Source organism: Streptococcus sp. NLAE-zl-C503, from assembly GCF_900104285.1.
Lineage (GTDB): Bacteria > Bacillota > Bacilli > Lactobacillales > Streptococcaceae > Streptococcus.
Window position 1 is genome coordinate 1 of record NZ_FNJT01000003.1, and the last position, 24502, is coordinate 24502.

The 24502-nt window shown below is 43.9% G+C and carries 19 protein-coding genes; 15 read left to right on the forward strand and 4 right to left on the reverse strand.

The genetic code is table 11. From position 1 onward, the window contains the following. Window positions 1-386 precede the first annotated feature (386 nt). Window positions 387-548, reverse strand: a complete 162-nt coding sequence (locus BLS46_RS09900) for a hypothetical protein (RefSeq protein ID WP_180364060.1) — start codon at window positions 546-548, stop codon at window positions 387-389. Between the two features lie 165 nt (window positions 549-713). Between BLS46_RS09900 and BLS46_RS06225 the strand changes: the two genes are divergently transcribed. The 12 genes from BLS46_RS06225 (at window position 714) to BLS46_RS06280 (ending at window position 14647) form a co-directional block, all read left to right on the forward strand. Continuing rightward, window positions 714-2327 carry a ribonuclease Y gene (locus BLS46_RS06225; protein ID WP_084975750.1) on the forward strand — a complete coding sequence of 538 codons (1614 nt, stop codon included), beginning with the start codon at window positions 714-716 and terminating at the stop codon, window positions 2325-2327. A gap of 134 nt (window positions 2328-2461) precedes the next feature. Beyond that, window positions 2462-3088, forward strand: a complete 627-nt coding sequence (gene gmk / locus BLS46_RS06230) for a guanylate kinase (RefSeq protein WP_000775041.1) — start codon at window positions 2462-2464, stop codon at window positions 3086-3088. A gap of 24 nt (window positions 3089-3112) precedes the next feature. Beyond that, window positions 3113-3427 (forward strand): DNA-directed RNA polymerase subunit omega, encoded by a 315-nt coding sequence (gene rpoZ, locus BLS46_RS06235; protein ID WP_002874282.1) that lies wholly within the window; start codon window positions 3113-3115, stop codon window positions 3425-3427. 65 nt (window positions 3428-3492) lie between these two features. Beyond that, on the forward strand, window positions 3493-5889 hold the full coding sequence (locus tag BLS46_RS06240; protein ID WP_093586348.1) for a primosomal protein N': 2397 nt from the start codon (window positions 3493-3495) through the stop codon (window positions 5887-5889). A gap of 12 nt (window positions 5890-5901) precedes the next feature. Next, window positions 5902-6837 carry a methionyl-tRNA formyltransferase gene (gene fmt, locus BLS46_RS06245; RefSeq protein ID WP_093586350.1) on the forward strand — a complete coding sequence of 312 codons (936 nt, stop codon included), beginning with the start codon at window positions 5902-5904 and terminating at the stop codon, window positions 6835-6837. Next, window positions 6830-8143, forward strand: coding sequence for a 16S rRNA (cytosine(967)-C(5))-methyltransferase RsmB (rsmB, locus tag BLS46_RS06250; RefSeq protein WP_180364061.1), 1314 nt, complete (start codon window positions 6830-6832; stop codon window positions 8141-8143). Before fmt ends, rsmB begins: the two co-directional genes overlap by 8 nt. A gap of 15 nt (window positions 8144-8158) precedes the next feature. Beyond that, window positions 8159-8899 (forward strand): Stp1/IreP family PP2C-type Ser/Thr phosphatase, encoded by a 741-nt coding sequence (locus BLS46_RS06255; protein WP_093586354.1) that lies wholly within the window; start codon window positions 8159-8161, stop codon window positions 8897-8899. Beyond that, window positions 8896-10779: a Stk1 family PASTA domain-containing Ser/Thr kinase gene (gene pknB / locus BLS46_RS06260; protein ID WP_093586356.1), complete on the forward strand. Its 1884-nt coding sequence runs from the start codon at window positions 8896-8898 to the stop codon at window positions 10777-10779. The genes BLS46_RS06255 and pknB overlap by 4 nt, the downstream gene beginning before the upstream one ends. 87 nt (window positions 10780-10866) lie before the next feature. Continuing rightward, window positions 10867-11625, forward strand: a complete 759-nt coding sequence (locus BLS46_RS06265; protein ID WP_000344526.1) for a threonine/serine exporter family protein — start codon at window positions 10867-10869, stop codon at window positions 11623-11625. Between the two features lies 1 nt (window position 11626). After that, a complete protein-coding gene (locus tag BLS46_RS06270; RefSeq protein WP_000176900.1) occupies window positions 11627-12082 on the forward strand; it encodes a threonine/serine exporter family protein in 456 nt (151 codons plus the stop codon). 118 nt (window positions 12083-12200) lie between these two features. Then, window positions 12201-13373, forward strand: coding sequence for a hydroxymethylglutaryl-CoA synthase (locus BLS46_RS06275; protein WP_180364070.1), 1173 nt, complete (start codon window positions 12201-12203; stop codon window positions 13371-13373). Beyond that, complete coding sequence (locus BLS46_RS06280; RefSeq protein WP_093586360.1) at window positions 13373-14647, forward strand: hydroxymethylglutaryl-CoA reductase, degradative; 1275 nt, start codon at window positions 13373-13375, stop codon at window positions 14645-14647. The genes BLS46_RS06275 and BLS46_RS06280 overlap by 1 nt, the downstream gene beginning before the upstream one ends. Before the next feature lie 35 nt (window positions 14648-14682). On the opposite strand, the gene BLS46_RS06285 is transcribed toward BLS46_RS06280, so the two are convergent. Continuing rightward, window positions 14683-15648, reverse strand: coding sequence for a LacI family DNA-binding transcriptional regulator (locus BLS46_RS06285; protein ID WP_000225990.1), 966 nt, complete (start codon window positions 15646-15648; stop codon window positions 14683-14685). Further along, window positions 15629-17083: a sucrose-6-phosphate hydrolase gene (locus tag BLS46_RS06290; protein ID WP_093586362.1), complete on the reverse strand. Its 1455-nt coding sequence runs from the start codon at window positions 17081-17083 to the stop codon at window positions 15629-15631. Before BLS46_RS06290 ends, BLS46_RS06285 begins: the two co-directional genes overlap by 20 nt. 369 nt (window positions 17084-17452) lie before the next feature. Here BLS46_RS06290 and BLS46_RS06295 point away from each other — a divergent pair, with 369 nt between their 5' ends. Together BLS46_RS06295 and scrK are read left to right on the forward strand one after the other, a co-directional pair. Next, window positions 17453-19390 (forward strand): sucrose-specific PTS transporter subunit IIBC, encoded by a 1938-nt coding sequence (locus BLS46_RS06295; protein WP_093586364.1) that lies wholly within the window; start codon window positions 17453-17455, stop codon window positions 19388-19390. A 158-nt stretch (window positions 19391-19548) separates the two neighbouring features. Beyond that, the gene (scrK, locus tag BLS46_RS06300) at window positions 19549-20436 is read left to right on the forward strand and encodes a fructokinase ScrK (protein ID WP_093586366.1); all 888 of its coding nucleotides are present in this window, start codon (window positions 19549-19551) and stop codon (window positions 20434-20436) included. A gap of 319 nt (window positions 20437-20755) precedes the next feature. Here scrK and BLS46_RS06305 read toward each other — a convergent pair whose 3' ends face one another. After that, window positions 20756-21373: a TVP38/TMEM64 family protein gene (locus tag BLS46_RS06305; RefSeq protein WP_065371614.1), complete on the reverse strand. Its 618-nt coding sequence runs from the start codon at window positions 21371-21373 to the stop codon at window positions 20756-20758. A gap of 133 nt (window positions 21374-21506) precedes the next feature. Between BLS46_RS06305 and BLS46_RS06310 the strand changes: the two genes are divergently transcribed. Continuing rightward, entirely contained in the window at window positions 21507-24140 is a 2634-nt protein-coding gene (locus BLS46_RS06310) for a DEAD/DEAH box helicase family protein (RefSeq protein WP_093586368.1), read from the forward strand. Window positions 24141-24502 lie beyond the last annotated feature (362 nt).

Below are 24502 nucleotides of genomic sequence, written 5' to 3' on the forward strand. Positions count from 1 at the left end.
TAAGTCCCAAAAATCGACTAAAATGAAATTGTTGATATCATTTTAGCGATGAAAACAAGAACCCCAGATGGCCTAAGGCTATCTGGGGTTTTTGGATCTTTGTCAACTGTGGAGAGTGACATCTAACTAAGCATGAGAGAGAGTCAGATTGATTCTCTCTTTTCTAACATTCAAAGTAACGAGAATTATCACTCTAAATTTTTGAAATTTTGAAAATCAAATACTAGACATCTTATATTCTTGCGGATTGCTTTCAACTAATGGCGAAGTTTACCAGAACAAGTCAACGTCTGGCTGTCAGTCTTACAAGGTGTTAAAGTTTCCCTGAAAATTTGAGGATAAAAGGCTTTATTATAGCGCGACTGAGATGTTGGAATATGTGAAATTTATTCAGTATAATTTTGGTATTTTGAAGTAGTGTGACGATAGGGATCTGGCTGTTGAATCTGTCCACAGTGAATCGCTTTTACTTGTTCCTGAACTTTCTCTAAGCCATTTGTAGAAGTAGTCTTTGGTGGGTGATTACTCTTTTTTGCCTCGGCTTTCATGAAAATTTAAATTTTTAAAGATTCTTAATTTTGCTTGAAAATCTAAGGAATTTCTTCAAAAATTCACACAAAACTCTTCAATTTGGGTTTGTGGAAATCGGTTTTTTATGATAGAATATTAAGGAATGTATGTCATTCGATAAACAAATTTAATGAGGTAAAAACATGGAAATCATGACCATTGCGATTGTTGTTTTTGCCGTCATCATTGGTTTAGTCATTGGATATGTCAGCATCTCAGCTAAGATGAAATCATCTCAAGAGGCTGCAGAGTTGATGCTTCTAAATGCTGAACAAGAAGCAACTAATTTACGAGGACAAGCTGAGCGCGAAGCGGATTTATTGCTAAATGAAGCCAAGAGCGAAAGCAAGTCTCTTAAAAAAGAAGCACTATTGGAGGCCAAAGAGGAAGCCAGAAAATACCGTGAAGAAGTGGACGCTGAATTTAAGTCAGAACGTCAGGAGCTCAAGCAAATTGAAAGTCGTTTGACGGAGAGAGCTGCGAGCCTTGACCGCAAAGACGACAATTTGACGAACAAAGAAAAAACACTTGAACAAAAAGAACAAAGTATTTCTGATAGAGCAAAAAACCTTGATGCACGTGAAGAGCAATTAGAGGAAGTCGAAAGACAAAAAGAAGCTGAACTTGAACGTATCGGTTCCCTTTCCCAAGCTGAGGCTCGAGATATTATCTTGGCTCAGACAGAGGAAAACTTGACTAAGGAAATTGCTAGTCGCATTCGTGAGGCTGAGCAAGAAGTGAAGGAACGTTCAGACAAGATTGCTAAAGATATCTTGGTTCAGGCTATGCAGCGTATCGCTGGTGACTATGTAGCAGAGTCAACAAACTCGACAGTTCACCTGCCAGATGATACCATGAAGGGGCGCATTATCGGTCGTGAAGGGCGTAATATTCGTACCTTTGAAAGTTTGACAGGGGTCGATGTGATTATCGACGATACACCGGAAGTGGTAACCTTGTCAGGATTTGATCCAATTCGTCGTGAAATTGCTCGTATGACCATGGAAATGTTGCTCAAGGATGGTCGTATCCACCCAGCTCGTATCGAGGAGTTGGTGGAGAAAAACCGTCAAGAGATTGACAATAAAATCCGTGAATACGGTGAGGCTGCTGCCTATGAGATTGGTGCGCCAAACCTCCATCCAGACTTGATGAAGATCATGGGACGTTTGCAGTTCCGTACTTCTTATGGACAAAATGTCTTGCGTCATTCGATTGAGGTTGCTAAGTTATCTGGTATCATCGCGAGTGAACTTGGTGAAAATGCAGCTCTTGCCCGTCGTGCTGGATTCCTTCACGACATCGGGAAAGCTATTGACCGCGAGGTTGAAGGTAGCCACGTTGAGATTGGTACAGAGTTGGCTCGTAAGTACAAGGAACACCCAGTTGTGGTGAATACTATTGCTAGCCACCACGGCGATGTCGAAGCTGAAAGCGTCATTGCGGTGATCGTTGCTGCAGCAGATGCCTTGAGTGCAGCGCGTCCAGGTGCTCGTAGTGAATCTCTTGAAAGTTATATCAAGCGTCTCCATGATTTGGAAGAAATCGCCAATGGCTTTGAAGGAGTGCAAAATAGCTTTGCCCTTCAAGCAGGACGTGAAATCCGTATCATGGTTAATCCAGGACAAATCAAGGACGACAAAGTCACAATCTTGGCTCACAAAGTTCGTGAGAAAATTGAAAATAATCTCGATTACCCAGGAAATATCAAGGTAACCGTGATCCGCGAACTTCGTGCAGTAGATTATGCTAAATAAATAAGAAAGAGCAGTTGAAAAATTACTGCTTTTTTGTTACACTAGATAGAAAGACTGTAGAAGGATAACTGACGCGATCATCAGTATCCGAGAGAAATTTTACTTTATTTCACAGACTAACTAAAGGAGACATAATGGCAGACCGAGGCTTGCTAATCGTTTTTTCTGGTCCTTCAGGAGTTGGGAAAGGAACGGTTAGAAGAGAGATTTTTGAGAGTTCTGAGAATCAATTTCAATACTCTGTATCGATGACGACGCGTGCGCAACGTCCTGGTGAAGTGGACGGGGTGGACTATTTCTTCCGTACTCGTGAAGAGTTTGAAGAGCTGATCCGTCAAGGTCAGATGTTGGAATATGCAGAATATGTCGGTAACTACTATGGAACTCCTCTGACCTATGTCAATGAAACTCTGGACAAGGGAATCGATGTCTTTCTTGAGATTGAAGTGCAGGGAGCCCTTCAGGTTAAGAAAAAGGTTCCAGATGCTGTCTTTATCTTTCTAACGCCACCAGATTTGGATGAATTGCAAGATCGTTTGGTTGGTCGTGGAACAGATAGCGCTGAAGTGATTGCCCAACGAATCGAAAAAGCCAAGGAAGAAATTGCTCTCATGCGTGAGTACGATTATGCCATTGTCAACGATCAGGTGCCCCTCGCTGCTGAACGTGTCAAGCGTGTGATCGAAGCAGAACACTTCCGTGTGGACCGTGTCATTGGTCACTACCAGGAGATGTTGCCAAAATCTCCAACTACTCGATAAACTATAGGAAACAGGTACAAGCAAATGATGTTAAAACCCTCTATCGATACCTTGCTGGACAAGGTACCATCAAAATATTCACTCGTAATCTTGGAAGCAAAACGTGCCCACGAACTAGAAGCAGGCGCGCCAGCGACTCAAGAGTTTAAGTCTGAAAAATCAACTCTTCGTGCTTTGGAAGAAATCGAGTCAGGAAATGTAACCATTCACCCAGATCCAGAAGGAAAACGTGAAGCGGTTCGTCTCCGTATCGAAGAAGAAAAACGCCGCAAAGAAGAAGAAGAAAAGAAAATCAAAGAGCAAATCGCTAAAGAAAAAGAAGATGGTGAAAAAATTTAAGGTTGGGGGGACTCAATCTTATTTTTTCTATTGCAAGAATTTACTGACAAGAAGGAGGTGAGAAGATGGTTATAGCAAAGATTATCGTGGATGTTCCCCTGATGCAGACAGACCAGCCCTATAGTTATAAGGTCCCAGAGGAATTTGTAGAGATGCTGGAAGTCGGTATGCGGGTCCATGTTCCTTTTGGCAAAGGCAATCGTTTGATTCAAGGAATTGTGCTTGGCTTGGAGTCCCAGTCGGATGAAGAGGTTGCCAATCAGGACTTGAAAGAGATTGCAGAGGTGCTGGATTTTTCCCCGGTTCTCACTCAAGAGCAACTCTGGCTGGCTAAGGAGCTACGCAAGTCCGTCTTTTCTTACAAAATCTCCATCCTAAAAGCCATGTTGCCAGGATTTTTAAACTCCAGTTATGATAAGATCCTCTACCCTCTGGAAGGTCTAAGCCAGGCAGACCGAGAGCGTCTGTTTGGTTCAGAAGATTCGCTTGCCTTTTCTTCTCTAGACCTTGCCAAGCAGGCAGAAATGATGCGCTTGACCAGGAAAGGGCTACTCCGTCTAGAATACCAGGCAATCGATCAAAAAAAGGTTAAGACCCAATCTTGGTATGAGGTTGATGCTACTCAGCTAGAGAAGATTGAGATTTCTGCGCGTGCCAAGAAAAAGGCAGAGCTGAGAGACTATCTGCTAGCTCATCCTGAGAGTGCTCCTCTGGCTAGCTTGTTAGAATCCTACTCACGCGAGCAAGTCAACTTCTTTGTGGAACAAGGTGCTGTGTCCATAATCCAAAAGGAAGTGCAACGCTCAGCTGCTTATTTCGAAGGTATTGAAACAAGTACACCTTTGGAATTGAATCCTGAACAAAGACAGGCGCGTGATGCCGTTGTCAGTGCTATTGGTAGTCAACAGCCTCCATTCCTCCTTCAAGGGATTACAGGAAGTGGGAAAACGGAGGTTTACTTACAGATTATCCAAGGAGCCTTGGACAAGGGTAAGACAGCCATTCTACTGGTACCTGAGATTTCTCTGACGTCACAAATGACGGAGCGGTTCATTGCTCGTTTCGGCGAGAAAGTAGCCATTCTCCACTCAGGTCTGTCCAATGGTGAGAAGTACGACGAATGGCGCAAGGTTGAGCGTGGAGATGCCCAAGTTGTTGTTGGCGCTCGATCAGCTATCTTTGCTCCACTTAAAAGCCTGGGTGTCATGATTATCGATGAGGAACATGAAGCTAGCTACAAACAAGACAGCAATCCCCGTTATCATGCCAGAGAGGTCGCTATTCTACGGGCTCAGTACAATCAAGCAGCCCTAGTCCTTGGTTCGGCGACACCGAGCTTAGAAAGCCGTGCGCGGGCTGGAAAAGGTGTCTATCATCACTTGCGACTAACTCAGCGGGCCAATCCTTTGGCCACAATTCCCGAGGTTCAAGTGATTGACTTTCGTGACTATATCGGGCAGAATGAGACATCAAACTTTACGCCTCCTTTGCTGGAAGCCATTCAAGATCGCCTGGATAAAAAAGAACAGGTAGTCCTCATGCTCAACCGTCGGGGTTATTCTAGCTTTGTTATGTGTCGGGAGTGTGGGACGGTAGATAGCTGCCCCAACTGCGATATTTCTCTGACTCTCCACATGGATACCAAGACCATGAACTGCCATTACTGTGGCTTTTCTAAGGGGATTCCTCATGTCTGTCCCAACTGTCAGAGCCGCAGTATTCGTTACTACGGTACAGGGACTCAGAAAGCCTACGATGAGCTAGCAGAACTCTTTCCTCAGGTCCGCATTTTGCGGATGGATGTGGATACGACTCGCAAGAAAGGCAGTCACCAAGCTCTTCTTGACCAGTTTGGCCGAGGGGAGGCAGATATCTTGCTGGGAACTCAGATGATTGCCAAGGGCTTGGATTTTCCAAATGTGACCCTAGTCGGAGTTCTCAATGCGGATACAGCCCTAAACTTGCCTGATTTCCGTTCTTCTGAGAGAACCTTCCAACTCTTAACCCAGGTGGCAGGCCGTGCAGGTCGTGCAGAAAAGGCTGGGCAGGTCTTGATCCAGTCTTACAATCCTGAGCACTATGCTATTCGTTTTGCAAAAGATCAGGATTATGAAGGTTTTTATGCCTATGAAATGAGTATCAGGCGCCAACTCGGCTATCCGCCTTATTATTTTACGATTGGGATTACCCTCTCTCACAAGAAAGAAGAAGAGGTTGTCAAACGTGCCTATGAAGTTATGGGAATTTTGCGCTCAGGATTATCAGAAACTAGTAAAATCCTTGGACCAACACCAAAACCAATCGCCCGTACCCACAACCTTTATCATTACCAGATTTTGATTAAATACCGTTTAGAAGATGAGCTGGGTCCAACCCTCAATCAGGTTTTGACCTTGACTCAAGAACGTGAAAATAGCGAGCTTCGTCTCAGCATTGACCACGAACCGCAGCAATTTTTATAAGAAGGAGAAGAAATGACAAAACTAATCTTTATGGGGACACCTGATTTTTCAGCGACAGTTTTGAAGGGTTTGTTATCGGACGACCGTTACGAGGTCCTAGCTGTTGTGACCCAGCCAGACCGCGCTGTCGGCCGTAAAAAAGTGATCCAAGAAACCCCAGTCAAGCAGGCCGCCAAAGAAGCGGGTCTCTCTATCTACCAACCTGAAAAATTATCTGGAAGCCCAGAGCTGGAAGCTATTATGAATTTAGGAGCGGATGGGATTGTGACCGCTGCTTTTGGGCAGTTTCTCCCAAGCAAACTTCTTGATAGCATGGACTTTGCGGTCAATGTTCACGCCTCCCTCCTTCCCAAACACCGTGGTGGCGCACCCATTCATTATGCCCTGATTCAAGGGGATGAGGAAGCTGGTGTGACCATTATGGAAATGGTTAAAGAAATGGATGCAGGAGATATGATTTCCCGTCGCAGTATTCCTATCACTGATGATGACAACGTTGGAACCTTGTTTGAGAAATTGGCCATAGTTGGTCGAGATTTGCTTTTGGATACTTTGCCTGCCTATATTGCTGGGGAGATCAAACCTGAACCTCAGGACCCAAGCCAGGTCACTTTCTCGCCAAATATCAAGCCAGAGGAAGAAAAGTTGGACTGGAATAAGACTAACCGTCAACTCTTTAACCAAATCCGAGGGATGAATCCATGGCCTGTTGCCCATACTTTTCTCAAGGGAGACCGCTTTAAGATCTATGAAGCCCTACCTGTAGAAGGTCAGGGAGCTCCAGGCGAGATCCTTTCAATTGGCAAGAAGGAATTGATTGTCGCTACGGCAGAAGGGGCTCTGTCTCTCAAGCAAGTGCAGCCAGCTGGGAAGCCTAAGATGGACATTGCTTCCTTCCTCAATGGAGTGGGACGGACATTGACTGTAGGAGAACGATTTGGTGACTAAAGTAGAAACGGCTAGAAGTCTAGCTCTAGCAGTGCTAGAGGATGTTTTGGTTAACCAAGCATACTCAAATATTGCTTTAAACAAACACCTCAAGGGGAGTCAACTCTCAGCAGCAGACAAGGGTTTGGTGACAGAGATTGTCTACGGAACGGTAGCCCGCAAACTCACCTTAGAATGGTACCTGTCCCACTTTATCCAAGACCGGGATAAGCTAGATAACTGGCTCTATATCCTGCTTCTTCTGAGCGCCTACCAACTTCGGTATCTGGATAAGATTCCTAATCACGCTGTAGTCAATGAAGCGGTAGAGCTAGCCAAAGCCCGTAAAAAAGGCAGTGAAAAATTGGTCAACGCCGTCCTTCGTCGTATTTTGCGAGAAGGTTGGCCAGATATTGACAGCATCAAACGAAAAAATAAACGTGATTCCATTGCCTATTCTCTCCCAGTTTGGCTAGTATCTAAGCTCAAGGAAGAATACGGTGAAGAGCGAGCACAAGCCATCTTTAAAAGTCTCTTGGTGCGCAACAAAGCCAGTATTCGGGTGACTGACTTGAGTCGAAAAGAGGAAATCAAGGCTGTGTTAGAGGCGGCTGATTCCCCTTTGGCGGCCACTGGTCTGGTCAAGGAGCAAGGCTACTTTGCAGGACATGATTTGTTCGCAGAAGGGGCCATTACCATCCAAGACGAGTCCAGTCAACTGGTTGCTCCGACTCTTGATCTACAAGGTGATGAACAGGTCCTGGATGCCTGTGCCGCTCCGGGTGGGAAAACAGCCCATATGGCTTCTTACCTCACATCCGGTAAGGTGACAGCTTTGGACCTTTATGATCACAAGTTGGACTTGATCCAAGAAAACGCCCAGCGTCTGGGTGTGGCAGATCGGGTTCAAACGCAAAAATTGGATGCCAGAAAAGTACATGAGTTTTTTGGGAAGGATTCGTTTGATAAGATTTTAGTAGATGCTCCTTGTTCTGGAATTGGACTTTTACGTCGCAAACCAGATATCAAATACAATAAAGAAACGGCGGATTTCGCAACATTACAGCAAATTCAGCTGGAAATACTAGGTAGTGTTTGTCAAACCTTACGAAAAGGTGGTATAATAACGTATAGTACCTGTACTATCGTCTCAGAGGAAAACTTTCACGTCGTTGAGGCATTTTTAGAAAGTCACCCCGAGTTTGAGCAGGTTAAACTAGAACATGAATGCAAGGATATTTTGAAGGACGGCTGTATCTTAATTACTCCTGAATTGTACGGAAGTGATGGATTCTTTATCAGCCAATTCCGCAAGATATCTGATTAGGAAGGAACTGACACAATGGAAATAGCATTATTAACAGATGTTGGTCAGAAACGAACAAATAACCAAGACTATGTCAATCACTTTGTCAACCGAGCAGGGCGCACTATGATCATCTTGGCTGACGGGATGGGAGGACACCGTGCAGGAAATATCGCTAGTGAGATGGCGGTAACAGACCTGGGTGTGGCTTGGGTTGATACCCAAATCGACACCGTCAATGAGGTCCGTGAATGGTTTGCCCACTATCTGGAACTTGAAAATCAAAAAATTCATCAGATGGGGAAAGACGAAGCCTATAAGGGGATGGGAACAACGCTTGAAGCAGTAGCCATTATTGGAAATCAAGCTATTTATGCCCATATTGGTGATTCTCGTATCGGTTTGATCCGTGGTGAAGATTATCGCCAGCTCACAAGTGATCATTCTTTGGTTAATGCTCTGCTAAAGGCTGGTCAGCTAACTCCAGAGGAGGCAGAAATTCATCCGCAGAAAAATATCATTACCCAATCCATTGGGCAAAAAGATGAAATTCAACCAGATTTTGGCATGGTTAGCCTAGAGTCAGGAGACTACCTCTTGCTCAACAGTGACGGCTTGACCAATATGATCTCAGGAAGCGATATCTACGATATTGTAACGAGTGATATTTCCTTGGCAGACAAGGCGGCAACTTTGATTCGTTTTGCCAACAATGCAGGTGGTTTAGACAATATCACGGTTGCCCTTGTTCACATGAATGAGGAGGAAGTAGAATGATCCAGATCGGCAAGATTTTTGCCGGACGATATCGGATTATCAAACAGATTGGTCGAGGAGGCATGGCGGATGTTTACTTGGCCAAGGATTTGATCCTAGACGGGGAAGAAGTGGCGGTTAAGGTCCTGAGGACTAACTATCAGACAGATCCGATTGCTGTGGCACGTTTTCAACGTGAAGCGAGAGCCATGGCGGATCTGGATCATCCCCATATCGTTCGAATAACAGATATCGGTGAGGAAGACGGTCAGCAGTATCTAGCTATGGAGTATGTGGCAGGGCTTGACCTCAAACGTTATATCAAAGAACACTCCCCTCTCTCAAATGAAGAAGCCGTCCGTATTATGGGACAGATTCTCTTGGCGATGCGTCTGGCGCATACGAGAGGAATTATCCACCGAGATTTGAAACCTCAAAATATCCTATTGACACCAGATGGAACTGCCAAAGTTACAGACTTTGGGATTGCCGTGGCTTTTGCAGAGACCAGTCTGACACAGACCAACTCCATGCTCGGTTCAGTCCACTATCTCTCACCTGAGCAGGCCCGTGGTTCCAAGGCAACTGTGCAGAGTGACATCTATGCTATGGGGATTATTTTCTATGAAATGTTGACTGGACATATCCCTTATGATGGGGATAGTGCAGTGACTATTGCCCTCCAGCATTTCCAAAAACCACTCCCATCTGTTATTGCTGAGAATCCAGCAGTACCACAAGCTTTGGAAAATGTCGTTATCAAGGCAACGGCCAAGAAATTAACAGATCGCTATCAGTCTGTATCAGAAATGTATGTGGACTTGTCAAGTTGTTTGTCTCATAATCGTAGGAGAGAACCAAAGCTAGTCTTTGACGAGGCAAGCAAGGTTGATACTAAGACCCTGCCTAAGGTTCCACAAAGCACTTTAACCTCTATTCCGAAGGCAAATCCACAGCCAGAACGACCTCAATCAAAACAGCAGACTCAGCAGGTGGTAGATGAAGCACCAGTACCAAAACCAGCGAAAAAACGGAAGTTTAAAGCTCGCTATATGATTTTACTGGCCAGTGCCTTGCTAGTTGCAGCCTCTTTGATTTGGATCTTCTCCCGAACTCCAGCGACTATTGCTATTCCAGATGTATCGGGACAGACAGTTGCTGAAGCTAAAGAAACACTGAAGAAAGCTAATTTTGAGGTAGGTGAAGAAAAGTCAGAGGCCAGCGACACAGTAGCCGAAGGTCGCGTCATTCGAACAGATCCAGAAGCTGGAAGCGGTCGAAAAGAAGGAAGCAAAGTAAATCTAATCGTTTCATCAGGTAAGCAATCCTTCCAACTAAGTAACTATGTAGGACGTAAGTCCTCGGATGTTGTCGCAGAGCTCAAAGAGAAAAAGGTTCCAGAAAATCTTATCAAGATCGAGGAAGAGGAATCTAGCGAAAGCGATCCAGGAACAGTCATTAGGCAGACCCCAGCTGCAGGAAGCACTTACGACCTAACAAAGGCAACAAGTATTGTATTGACAGTTGCTAAGAAGGTGACCAGCGTTTCGATGCCAAGTTACATTGGTTCAAGTCTCGAATTTACTAAGAACAATTTGACTCAGATTGTTGGTGTAAAAGAGGCCAATATCGAAGTTGTGGAAGTATCAACTGCTCCTGAAGGAACTACTGCAGGAACAGTTGTTAGTCAGGACCCTAAACCTGGAGAAAAGGTAGATCTCAATAAAACACGTGTTAAGATTTCTATTTATAAACCAAAACCACTTCCTTCTTCATCAAGTTCGTCTCAACACGGAAATTCAGGAACAGACACGACGCCTTCACAGAGTAACAATCAAGGTAGCAACCCTACAACGGATTCTTCAGATGGCAGTAGAACGTCAAGCAATGAACGAAATTAACCTAATCTTTGTCATGAAATCATGACAAAGATTTTTTTTCATGAACTTTTGTGATAGAATAAAGGGAGTAGAAAATAGGAGTAGAAAATGGACGAATCAAAAGAGTTAAATGCTGTCATTGATGTGATTATGCTAGCTGGAACCATTCTCTTGAAAAGTGGTTCGGAGATTCATCGGGTTGAGGACACCATGATTCGCATTGCCCATTCACAGGGAATAGTGGATTGCAATGTTCTTGCCATGCCCGCAGCTATTTTCTTTTCGATTGAAAACACCAATATTTCTCGGATGAAACGGGTGACGTCATCCTCCTATAACATCGAAAAAGTCTGTGATGTCAACCAAGTATCACGAGAACTTGTGGGTGGCCAGATTGATCTTTCTACAGCTTTTAAAAAGCTGAAGGAAATCAGAAATCAAGCTCTTCCTTATAGCAAGCTCCAAGTGACTGTAGCAGCAACCCTCAGCGCCCCTTTCTTCTCGATTATGTTTGGCGGCAATGTCTATGATGCTTTTGGAGCAGGCGTTGCGACCTTGTTTGGTTTTGCTTTCTCTCTCTATGTCGAGAAGTTTATCCGAATTCCTTTTGTAACAGCTTTTGCGGGTGCCTTTGTTTTTGGCTTGATTGCCCAGTTCTGGGCTCGCTATACTGGATTTCCTTCGACGGCAGACCTGATCATAGCAGGAGCCGTCATGCCCTTTGTTCCAGGGATTGCTCTGACCAATGCGGTTCGGGATATCATGACCAACCATATCAACTCTGGTATGAGCAAGATGTTTGAATCCCTGCTCATTACCCTCGCTTTAGGGGCCGGCACCTCTGTCGCCCTGGTTTTGATGACATAAGATGACTCTAACAAGTATTTTACTCCAAGCAGTGGCGAGTTTGCTCGCCATTATCAACTTTCTAATCGTACTGAATGTCCAACGCTCCATGCTTCTGCCTGGTGGGGTTTTGGGAATGGGCGTTTGGCTCCTCTATCTCGTGCTCAAAGAACCAACCAATGTCATAGTTGCGACCTTTATCGCGGCGGTGGTAGGCTCTTGTATCAGTCAGATTTTAAGTATTGTCTATAAGACACCAGCAGTGGTTTTTGTCTTGGCTATTCTTGCCCCCTTGGTGCCAGGTTATCTATCCTATCGAACGACAGCGTTCTTTGTGACAGGCGATTACAGTCATGCCCTTGCCAGCGCGACTTTGGTGGTTATGTTAGCCCTTGTTATTTCTATTGGAATGGCAAGTGGAACGGTAATTTTAAAGCTTTATTACTACATCCGAAAACAGCGAGGAATATCTTCCTAATGCAGTCAAAGCAAAGACTTGATTTGTTGAATCAAGTCTTTTTTCTCTCTTTTGTCCCTATTTGTGATAAAATAGAATGAAACGATTTTTTACAATGAATGAAAAAACAGAGGTAAATATGACAATCGGTATTGATAAGATTGGTTTTGCGACCAGTCAATATGTCTTGAAATTACAAGACTTAGCAGAAGCGAGGGGAGTTGATCCCGAAAAATTTAGCAAGGGACTCTTGTTAAATGAAATTAGTATTGCGCCACTGACTGAGGACATTGTTACCTTGGCAGCTAGTGCAAGCAACTCCATTTTAACAGACAAAGAAAAAGAAGAAATCAATATGGTCATCGTGGCGACCGAGTCAGGGATTGACCAGAGTAAGGCAGCGGCAGTCTTTGTTCATGGCCTATTAGGCATTCAGCCTTTTGCCCGTAGCTTTGAAATCAAAGAAGCCTGCTATGGAGCAACAGCTGCCCTTCATTATGCTAAATTGCATGTGGAAAATTCTCCAGAGTCTAAGGTTTTGGTCATTGCCAGTGATATTGCCAAGTATGGTGTGGGAACTCCAGGTGAACCAACTCAGGGTGCTGGAAGTGTAGCGATGTTGATCACCCAAAATCCGCGCATCATGGCCTTTAACAATGATAATGTTGCTCAAACACGCGACATCATGGATTTCTGGCGTCCGAACTATTCAAGCACTCCTTATGTAAATGGCATGTACTCGACCCAACAGTATCTTGATTGCCTGACAACGACTTGGGGTGAATACAAGAAACGCTATGATTGGACTATAGATGACTTTGCGGCTATCTGCTTCCACTTGCCTTATCCTAAGTTGGCCCTAAAAGGATTGCGCAAGATGATGGATAAGACTTTATCTCAGGAAAAAAAGGATAGTTTGCAAGAAAATTTTGATAAGTCCATTCTCTACAGTCAGATGATTGGAAATATCTATACAGGTTCCCTCTTTCTCGGGCTTCTCTCTCTTTTGGAAAATGCAGAGACTTTGAAGGCTGGAGATAAAATTGCCCTCTACAGTTACGGAAGTGGAGCGGTTTCAGAGTTCTTTAGTGGTGAATTGGTCGAAGGCTATGAGGCTTACCTTGATAAGGATCGCTTGAACAAGCTCAATCAACGTACTGCCCTGTCTGTTGCAGATTATGAAAAAGTCTTCTTCGAAGAATTGCAGTTGGATGAATCTGGTTCAGCCCAATTTGCAGGCTATGAACATCAAGACTATGCCTTGGTTGAAATTCTCAACCACCAACGCCGTTATAGCAAGGTTGAAAAATAATGAAGAAAAGTTGGAATGGATTTTCTAAAAAATCATACCATGAGCGCCTTGAGTTGTTGCGAGCTCAGGCGCTCCTTAGTCCTGAAAAGCAAACGGGTCTGGAGCAGGATGAACAAGTCAGCTTGGCTGTTGCAGACCAGCTGAGTGAGAATGTGGTGGGAACTTTTTCTCTGCCTTATTCTATCATTCCAGAACTTTTGGTGAACGGTCAGGACTACACAGTTCCCTATGTGACAGAAGAACCTTCTGTGGTTGCTGCGGCCAGCTATGCCAGCAAAATCATCAAGCGTGCAGGCGGTTTTACTGCTCAAGTCCATCAGCGTCAGATGATTGGGCAGGTAGCCCTTTATCAAGTTGCTAATTCAGATATAGCGCAAGAGAAGATTGCCAGCAAGAAAGCGGAGCTCTTGGAAATTGCCAATCAAGCCTATCCTTCTATCGTCAAACGTGGTGGCGGGGCACGTGATTTGCATGTAGAGCAGATCAAAGGTGAAACAGACTTTCTCGTTGTTTATCTCCATGTCGATACTCAGGAAGCTATGGGAGCCAATATGCTTAACACCATGCTGGAAGCCTTGAAACCAGTCTTAGAAGAACTCAGTCAAGGACAGAGCCTTATGGGAATTTTGTCCAACTACGCGACCGATTCTCTGGTGACTGCAAGCTGTCGTATCGCCTTTCGCTACTTGAGCCCTCAAAGGGATCAAGGACGAGAAATTGCGGAGAAAATAGCCTTGGCCAGCCAGTTTGCGCAGGCTGATCCTTACCGAGCAGCGACTCACAATAAAGGGATTTTTAATGGTATTGATGCCATTTTAATCGCCACGGGTAATGACTGGCGTGCCATCGAAGCTGGGGCCCATGCCTTTGCCAGTCGAGATGGACGCTATCAAGGTCTTAGTCAATGGACGCTGGACATGGAAAAAGAAGAATTGGTGGGCCAGATGACACTACCCATGCCGGTAGCGACCAAGGGTGGATCTATCGGTCTCAATCCACGTGTAGCCCTCAGCCATGAACTATTGGGAAATCCTTCTGCCAAGGAATTAGCTCAGATTATCGTGTCTATTGGTCTTGCCCAAAACTTTGCGGCCCTTAAAGCCTTGGTAAGTACGGGCATCCAGCAAGGCCACATGAAATTACAGGTCAAATCCCTAGCTCTCCTAGCAGGTGCTAGTGAGTCCGAAGTTGCTCCCCTCGTTGAGCGCCTCATCGCAGATAAAACCTTTAACTTAGAGACAGCCCAGCGCTATTTGGAAAATTTAAGATCATAAAAAACTCAGACGAATCAGTCTGAGTTTTCTTGTGTTTAAATACTTTTTCCGGGTAATAGAGTAACGGGTAAGAAGTAACCAGTTGTCGCAACTTCCTTGCCCTCAATCTTCTGCAAGAGAAGATCAACAGTGAGGTGGGCAATCTCTTTCATAGGTTGCTTAATCGTTGTCAGGTGAGGATAGTAGTTCTCGATAAAGTAAGTCCCATCATAGCCGATGACCTTGAGCTCATCAGGAACAGAGATACCTAGCTCCTGAGCGATTTTGATCACCAGAATAGCTGTTAAATCATCCGAAGCAAAAATCGCATCTGGTTTCTGATGGGTCAAGATATTCTTGATTTCCATTTCTTTTCTGACGGGAGAAAAGTCGCTCGAAACATTGATAATAGGCGCTTTCGGGAGAACAGAGGCAAAGCCAGCGTGGCGGAGTCCAGTTGGTGAATTCGAGTTATCATTTCCTGTAATCATGATGATAGACTGGGCGCCTGTCTTGACGAGAGTTTGGGCTGCGAGGACCCCGCCGCCGTAGTTATCAGAGGAGACGACAGGGATGTCCGGTGATAGATTTCGGTCAAAGGAAATAATCGGTGCCGTCACACGATTGTAGTCCTCGATTCCAAGATTGTGACTTCCAGAAATGATACCATCGACCTGGTTGGCCTCCAGCATTTCAATGTACTCCCGTTCTTTTTCAGAATCGTGCTCACTGTTACAGATGATGGTCTTGTAACCATTCTTAAAGAGTTGGTGTTCCAACTTGTCAATCAACTCCGCATAAAAGACATGACTGATATTTGGAAAAATAAGTCCAATCAACTTAGCCGATTTCCCTTGAAGACTACGAGCCAGATTGTTGGGTTTATAGCCCAATTCTCGCATGGCCTCATTGACTTTTTGAATGGTTTTCTCAGATAGATAACCCTTTTTATTGATGACTCGTGAGACGGTAGTGGGGCTGACGCCTGCAAGTTTTGCGACATCAGTTAGTTTTGCGACCATAATCTAATTCATAGTAAGTTCCAGTTGGATTTCCAGACTTGATGAGGATACCATTTTGGTCCGCATGTGGGAAGACACGACCAGAAAATACTTTTTCTCCTTTATTGATGAAAATTTCAAAGACCGACTTGTCGATGAAGATAGTGGCAGTAGTAGCTTGGTTATCGATAGGGCAAGAACGAGTCGTACCAAATTCTTGGGCGTACTGCTCACCAGCCTGACTACGATCCACTGTCACCTGTCCATTGACAAGGTCAAAGTTGATTGAAAGCCCCTTGCCTTCTTTGTCAGCGAGCAAGACAATCTCGCTTTGGCTATTGGCTTCCAAGTTGAGCTCGAGTTCATAGGTGTTCTTGGTTTGAGTACGATTTGAGAAGACCTCTTCAGAAGAACGAAGTTCTTTGACGGCTGAGACAGGATATTGGTAGAGTTTCCCATCTTTGATAGTGAGTTCTTTGACCAATGAGAAGGTTCCTTGGTGGTCAAAACGGTCAGATGGGTAGGAAACATCTGGTAACCCAAGCCAACTTACTGCTAGTGCACGTCCATCTGGAGCGTTGAAAGCTTGAGTTGCATAGGCTTCAAAACCATAGTCTAGATTTTGCAATGGAGACACATCTACCATTTTGGCATTTTTAGGATCAAAGGAAGCTCCGATTTTGTACATGTTTGGATAAATATTATCATAGTCTAGAACACTCTTATCCAATCCTTGTGGGCAGTAGAGAAGGACAGGTTGCTCCCCTACAAAGACTAGATTTGGACATTCCATCATGTAGGCAGTGCGGTCGTTAGCAAAGTCAAGGTCGCCAACTGTTTGCCAGTTTGTGTAATCATTGTCCACAGCCTTGTAGAGACGGACGAAGCCTTTTTTCTCCAAGTCCTGTCCACCGACGATAGCATAATATTGTCCCTTGAAGTTAAAAATTTGCGGATCGCGGAAGTGGTCAGTAGAGTCTGATGGCTGGTCAATCAAGATCTTGCCAATCTTTGTAATCTTGCCATCCTTATCTAAAAGAGCCCCGATCTGGTAGGGGTGACGGATCCAGTTTTCATCACGGACATTTCCAGTATAAAATAGGAACAACTGATCGCCGAACTGCATGGCAGAACCAGAGTAGGCACCGTGGCTATCTAATGGAGTATCTGGCAAAACTTTGACTCCAGTTTCTGTAAAGTGCACCAAATCATCACTTTCAAGCTGCACCCAAGACTTCAACCCATGGGCTGCACCAAAGGGGAAGTTTTGGTAAAAGAGAATCCATTTGCCATCAAAGTAAGAAAAGCCATTTGGGTCGTTGAGAAGTCCTGCTTTTGGCTCAACATGGTAATGAGTATGCCAGGGAGATTGTGCCATCTTTTCCTTTATATGTTGAATTTCTTCTTGCGTCCAATCTTCATAGGGTCTATAACGACGCTCAGTTGTCCATTCCATTTTATCTTTCCTCCATAAGTTCTATTCTATTATTAATAGTAAACGTTTTCGGAAAAAAAAGCAAGTCTTTTATGTTAAAAAAAAGAAAAAAATGTCAAACGATTGTCACAAAATAAAAGAAGAGAATTTGGTTAATTATCATGAAAATATGAAAAATAAAAGCTTTGAGCCTTCTAATATAAGGATATTTTTATAAGGAAATAGAAGAATACGATCAAAAACTATCATAAATGAGTATAAGGAAGAGAACAAAAATAAAAAATTCTGCAAAACGCTTGACATATTTTAGAAACATGATAAAATAATAGTCGTAGGGCGAATAAAATCGCTTTCAAACAAGAACAAAATTTTTATAAGGAGATTTTTGCTATGGATTATAGTAAAGTTGCTGCCGAGGTCATTGAGGCTGTCGGTAAAGAGAATCTTGTAGCTGCAGCACATTGTGCGACCCGCCTTCGTCTGGTATTAAAAGATGAAACAAAAGTAAACCAAGCAGCTCTAGATAACAATGCTGATGTTAAAGGTACATTTAGCACAAACGGACAATACCAAATTATTATTGGTCCCGGAGACGTTAACTTTGTATATGCAGAAATCATCAAAAAAACAGGTTTGAAAGAAGCTTCCACAGATGACTTAAAAGAGATTGTGAATAGAGACAAAAAATTTAATCCATTGATGGATTTGATTAAGCTTTTGTCAGACATCTTTGTTCCAATCATTCCTGCATTGGTTGCGGGTGGTCTTTTGATGGCATTACGTAACTTCTTGACATCACCAGACTTATTTGGACCTCAATCTATTGAAGACATGTACCCTGCTATCAAAGGGATCTCAGCGATGATTCAATTGATGTCTGCTGCCCCATTTATGTTCTTACCTGTTTTAGTAGGGATTTCAGCGGCTAAACGCTTTGGGGCAAACCAATTTCTTGGTGCGGCTATCGGTATGATTATGACCACACCAGATTTGGGTGGTAAAGAAGCTTTTTGGGATATTTTAGGTTTCCATGTTACACAAACAAACTATGCTTATCAAGTAATCCCTGTCCTGGTAGCTGTCTGGTTGTTGGCAACTTTAGAAAAATTCTTCCACAAAAAATTGCCATCTGCAGTTGACTTCACCTTTACTCCGCTTTTATCAGTTATGATTACAGGATTCCTAACTTTTACAGTTATTGGTCCTGTGATGTTGGTGGTTTCTGATGCGATTACTAATGCTATTGTATGGCTATACAATACTACAGGTGCATTTGGTATGGGGCTCTTTGGTGGAACATATTCATTGATTGTTATGACAGGGCTTCACCAATCATTCCCTGCTATTGAAACACAGTTATTATCGGCATACAATAATAACGGTACTGGATTTGGTGACTACATCTTTGTTGTTGCTTCAATGGCAAACGTTGCGCAAGGTGCAGCCACTCTTGCTATCTACTTCTTGACTAAAAATGCTAAAACTAAAGGCTTGTCAAGTTCTGCGGCTGTCTCTGCTTTCCTTGGTATTACTGAGCCTGCCCTATTTGGGGTAAACTTAAAATACAAATTCCCATTCTTCTGTGCTCTTGCTGGTTCAGCGGTTGGTGCCTTTGTGGCAGGTTTGACCCATGTCATTGCTGTTTCTTTGGGAGCAGCTGGATTTATCGGATTCCTATCTATTAAAGCAGGTTCAATCCCTATGTATGTAGTTGCAGAAGTGATTTCATTTGCCGCAGCCTTTGCCTTGACTTATTTCTATGGTAAAACAAAAGCAGCAGGTGTCTTTGCTGATGAGGCAGCAACAGTAGCAGCTACAAGTGTTGCTGAAACTAAAGTTGAAGAGGCAAACGCCGAAGAAACTGTAACTAACAAAAATGAAACAATCCAAACTCCGATCGTTGGTGATGTTGTTGCTCTTGAGAATGTCAACGACCCAGTCTTTTCAAGTGGTGCAATGGGACAAGGGATCGCTGTAAAACCAAGCCAAGGTGTGGTTTACGCACCAGCTGATGCAGAAGTATCAATCGCCTTTGCTACAGGACATGCTTACGGTTTGAAGACAACTAACGGAGCTGAAATCTTGATTCACGTTGGTATCGATACTGTATCTATGAACGGTGAAGGCTTTGAACAAAAAGTTTCTCAAGGCGACAAGGTCAAAGCTGGTGATGTTCTCGGAACTTTTGACTCAAGCAAAATCGCTGCTGCAGGCCTTGATGACACAACAATGGTTATCGTAACCAACACAGCAGACTACGCTTCTGTGACACCAGTCGCAAGCGGTTCAGTTGTCAAGGGTGACGCTATCATCGAAGTGAAAGCCTAGTCCTTTTCGAAAATCAAATCTAAAAACAAAACGAACAAATATTATGTTTGTTCGTTTTTACTTGGATGGTAAGATTTACAGAGGAAAATCTAAAATATTGAGAAATCTAGCTCTTTAAAATGTGCTATAATAGAGAAAACAAAGATAAGAGGTTTATCATGACAAAATTATATGGAAGCTTAGAAGCGGGCGGTACAAAGTTTGTCTGTGCTGTCGGAGATGAAAACTTTAATGTTGTAGAAAAAACACAATTTCCTACAACAACTCCAATCGAGACCATCGATAAAACCATCGAGTTCTTTTCAAAATTCGATAATCTTGCTGGTCTTGCTGTCGGATCATTTGGTCCGATCGATATCGACAAAAACTCAAAAACCTATGGCTTTATCACAACGACTCCAAAACCTAACTGGGCAAATGTAGACTTGCTTGGTGCCCTTCGTCGTGCCCTAAACGTGCCAATGTACTTCACCACAGACGTAAACAGCTCTGCCTACGGTGAAGTAGTTGCTCGTAACAATGCTGGTGGTCGTATCGAAAACTTGGTCTACTACACTATCGGTACAGGGATCGGTGCAGGTGTCATCCAACGTGGTGAATTTATCGGTGGTGTAGGTCACCCTGAAATGGGTCACTACTATGTAGCCAAACACCCAATGGACGAGGAGAAAGAGTTTAACGGCGTTTGTCCTTTCCACAAGGGCTGTTTGGAAGGCTTTGCGGCTGGACCAAGTCTGGAAGCTCGTACAGGTGTTCGTGGTGAAAACATCGAACTCAACAACCCTGTCTGGGATGTTCAAGCCTACTATATCGCTCAAGCCGCGGTCAACGCGACAGTGACTTTCCGTCCAGATGTGATTGTCTTTGGTGGTGGAGTCATGGCCCAACAACACATGCTGGACCGTGTACGTGAGAAATTCACAGCTCTTCTCAACGGCTATCTACCAGTACCAGACGTGCGTGACTACATCGTGACGCCAGCAGTCGCAGGCAATGGTTCCGCAACACTTGGGAATTTTGTCCTTGCAAAAGAAGTTTCAAAATAAAAAAAGCATCCGTTTGGAAAACCAAACGGATATTTAGATTGAAGACAATGTTTTTTGAGCCTTTCCTTAAGTGATTACGGACGGTAGCGACTTTCTTCGAAATTCCATACCTAAACTTTGAGCCTAAAGTCTCAAAGTTTCCGAACACCTGAAATCATTATATTTCAGGTGTTTCTATCACGGCGGAAAGGCTAGGTAAGTCCTCGCTTTACTCGCGAAAAATAGGCATGATTTCCATACCAAAGTATATTTAGTATCAAGTAATAGGCTGTCTATGTTCAAAAAATCCGCTTGGGAAACCAAACGGATTTTTCTATTCTCAAAACATCTGCCAGAAGAAATCAATAATATAGGTCAAACCATAGGTATAAACCACTAGGGTAAAGGGTTTGGTCAAAACGATAATAATCATATAGCGCTTGAAGGTCATCTTGGTCAATGCTGCCAGCATACAGAGAAAGTCAGCTGGGCTAACTGGCCAGATCATCATAAAGATAAAGAAACGCTCGAAACGATTGCCCTTATCTAACCAACCGATGTATTTGTCATAAGTGCGCTTGCTGACGACGGACTGGACAAAGGCAGCCCCGTAGAGGCGCACGAGATAAAAGATAATGGCACAGCCAATCACGATGCCGATATAGTTATAGATGGTTCCGATGATGTGGCCGTAAATAAAGACCCCAGCCACTGAGGTCAAAGCACCCGGAATGATCGGAACAACGGTTTGTAGGATCTGTAAAAAGATAAAGAGCGGTGGTCCCCATACCCCAGCTTGCTGGATAAAGGCCGATAGGGTTTCCTTGGACTGTAAAACCCCCGCCTGATAGGCCCAAATACAGAAAATCAAGGTACCGACTCCCCCGACGATAGACGAAATATTGATGACTTGCTGTAGAAGGGGAGAAACAGCTTTCATTTGCTTATGCTGTGACATAGGAACTCCTTATAGATAGTATGATACTACTATATCATATTTTGTGGAGAAAAACTATCTGGATTATCTAGCTGGTGAAATAAGTGTGGTAAAATGAGAATAAGAAAATGACGGTATAGAATGAGAGGGTATCATGTTAGGTTTAAACTTTAAAGGAAGCTGGCGCCAATACCAAAAACAGGTCTTGGATCGTTTTCAGGACTATCAAGCAGACGGTCATGTTCATCTAGTGGCTGCTCCAGGGTCTGGAAAGACAACCATTGGTATCGAGCTAATCGCTCGTTTTGGCAACCCAGCCCTCATCTTAGTTCCGACTGTCACCATTCGTGAACAATGGGTAGAGAGGATTCAAACAGCCTTTTTAGAGAACGAACAGAAGATTTCAGACCTCGTTTCCCAAAACTTAAAGGAGATGAGGCCCCTAACGATTGTGACCTATCAGGCCTTTCATAGTGCCATGAACCAATTGCAATCACAAGAAGATGGTGAAGCAGAGGATTTTGTGGGGTTTGATTTGCTTTCAAACCTAAGAGCTCAGAAAGTTGCGACTCTTTGCTTGGATGAATGCCACCATCTGCGCAATGAATGGTGGAAAAGTCTGGAAGCCTTTCGCAAGCAGTATGAACAGTTGCAAGTCATCTCCCTGACAGCCACACCACCATATGACAGCGAGCCAGAACTCTGGGAACGCTATATCCGAATGTGCGGGGAGATCGATCAAGAAATCACGGTACCCGAACTAGTCAAGGAAGACACTCTTTGCCCTCATCAGGATTTTGTCTATGTGTGTTCACCAACAGCTGAAGAGTCGGAACGTCTCAAGCGGTTTGAGGAGACTAAGTGGGACTATATTCATCACCTTATAGTCGATCCTGATTTTCAAACATTTGTAGCAGATTCAAAGGTCCTCAAAGGGGATATTTCATCTGATTTTCTCTTAGAAGATCCCAAGTATTTGTCCGCTATGTTGATTTATATGCATTCTCAGGGATTAACGATTCCTCCCTCTTTGCAAAATTTACTGGGGACTCAGAAGCTTCCACCGTTGACCTCCTACTGGTTGGAGACACTATTGCAGAGCATGCTCTATCAGACACCAGATTGGTATGAGGATCTAGATGGATATAGGAAAAAGTTAGAGGCTGACTTGAAGGCGCGCGGGTTGGTGGAAAAACGTCAGGTTTATCTGGTTAAGTCTAAGGCTTCTGATCAGCTTTTAACTCAATCTCTGGGGAAATTGTCTGCCATCGCCGATATCTTCTGGACAGAGTATGAAAGTCTAGGTCAGGAACTGAGACAGTTAGTACTAGCCGACTATATTCGCAAGGATTTTGCTACTTATCTGGGAGATGATCAGGCGACCATTTCTCAGTTGGGGGTTCTCCCTTATTTTGAAAGCATTCGCCGAAAAGCTCAGGAGCAAGAGATACCTGTGTCTTTGGCTGTCTTGTCAGGTAGTGTCGTTATTTTGCCTACTGATGTGGCATCAGAGTTGAAGGAGTTCTTGCCTCAGGTTCGTCTCAGTTTTTCGTCTATTGGTCACTTGGATCAAAAGCATTATGTGCAAGTCGTTTTTCCGAGCTCAGCTAAGGGAATCGTGGCAGCGGTGACGGAGCTTTTTCAACGAGGGCGGATTCAAGTCCTAGTCGGAACTAAATCTCTCCTTGGAGAGGGGTGGGATGCTCCTTGTGTCAACTCCCTAATCCTAGGAAGCTTTGTGGGGAGCTTTATGCTGAGTAACCAGATGCGCGGGCGTGCCATTCGTATCTGGCCGGGACATCCAGAAAAGACCAGCAACATCTGGCATCTGGTAGCCGTTCAAGCGCAAGCACTCATCACTCTTCCTGGTGAGGAGCCTAGACCAGAGAGCAATCAGGATCTGCAGACCTTGTCGCGACGGATGGAGCATTTTCTTGGCTTGGCCTATAATTGGGAGAGTATTGAGACCGGTTTGGATCGTTTGGATTTTCCCAAGCCCCCTTTTAAGAAAAAGCAAATCAGCGAGTATAATGAGCGAGTTAAGAGTCTCTCCAAGGATCGAGCAGGCTTGAGACAAAAATGGCAAGATGCTCTCGTCGTAGCGGAACAATTTGAGATAGTTACAGAAGTCGCAACCCAAAAAAAGAAGATCCCAGTCATACTATTGCTTGATGCATTAAAATGGGTTCGCATGTCATTGCTCTTGTTAGCAGTGGATTTGTTGGTCTTGCTATTTAGAATGAGACTGATCGGTGTTTGGTGGCTTACGGCAGCCTGTTTCCTCTTTTTTGCCTTTGTATCTTGGCGCTACCTCTGCTATAAGAGTCCCTATAAACGATTGCAGTCTCTGGGTGAGCAGATCCGAAAGGCTCTGCTAGATTTGGGACACCTAACGGACGATCAATCCCGTGTTCGGGTAGAGGAGGACAAGGAGAATTATATGATTTTTGCCTATCTCAAGGGAGGAAGCATGAGAGACAAGGAGTTGTTTGCTCAGACTGTGGGAGAGTTCTTTGCTCCAGTGGACAACCAGCGCTATCTCTTGAAGGCGGAGAAAGTCCGAGAAGGCCAGTCACCTTACTATGCCGTTCCTAGTCTTTTTGACAAGCGCAAGGAAGAAGCACAGAAATTCCTTGACTTTCTGACGCCAACTATCGGACGTTATCACCTGATCTACACACGGACAGAGGCTGGACGGAAAATCCTTCTTGAAGCTCGTATCCAAGCTCTCTCTAACAAAAACGACCGTATCTTGACTAAGAAGAAGGTTAAAAGCCGGTTGGAGTAGGGGAGGTAGCTATTCGAAGTTTCGAAGACATAGACCTCCTAAAGTTTAGATGTATTCTAATCTTCGAATGATAAGAAATACATAAATTTATGAGTATTCTAAGCTTCGAATAGCCGTCTTTCCTAAAGTTTATATGTGTTCTAAAGCTAGAAAAGTTAAAATCTAAAAATAATAAGAGTCTCTATCTGACAGATGGGATGTGTGTCCAGTCAGATAGGGATTTTCTGTTTCTGAAATGATTGATTTATCCTGTAAAAGTAAGAAATATACTGAAAAAGTGCTGTTGGGATGATAAAGTAGACAGTTGAGCGGAAGTGGGACAAATCTTTTAAAGTAACTGTTAGAATGGATTTGTCAACTTA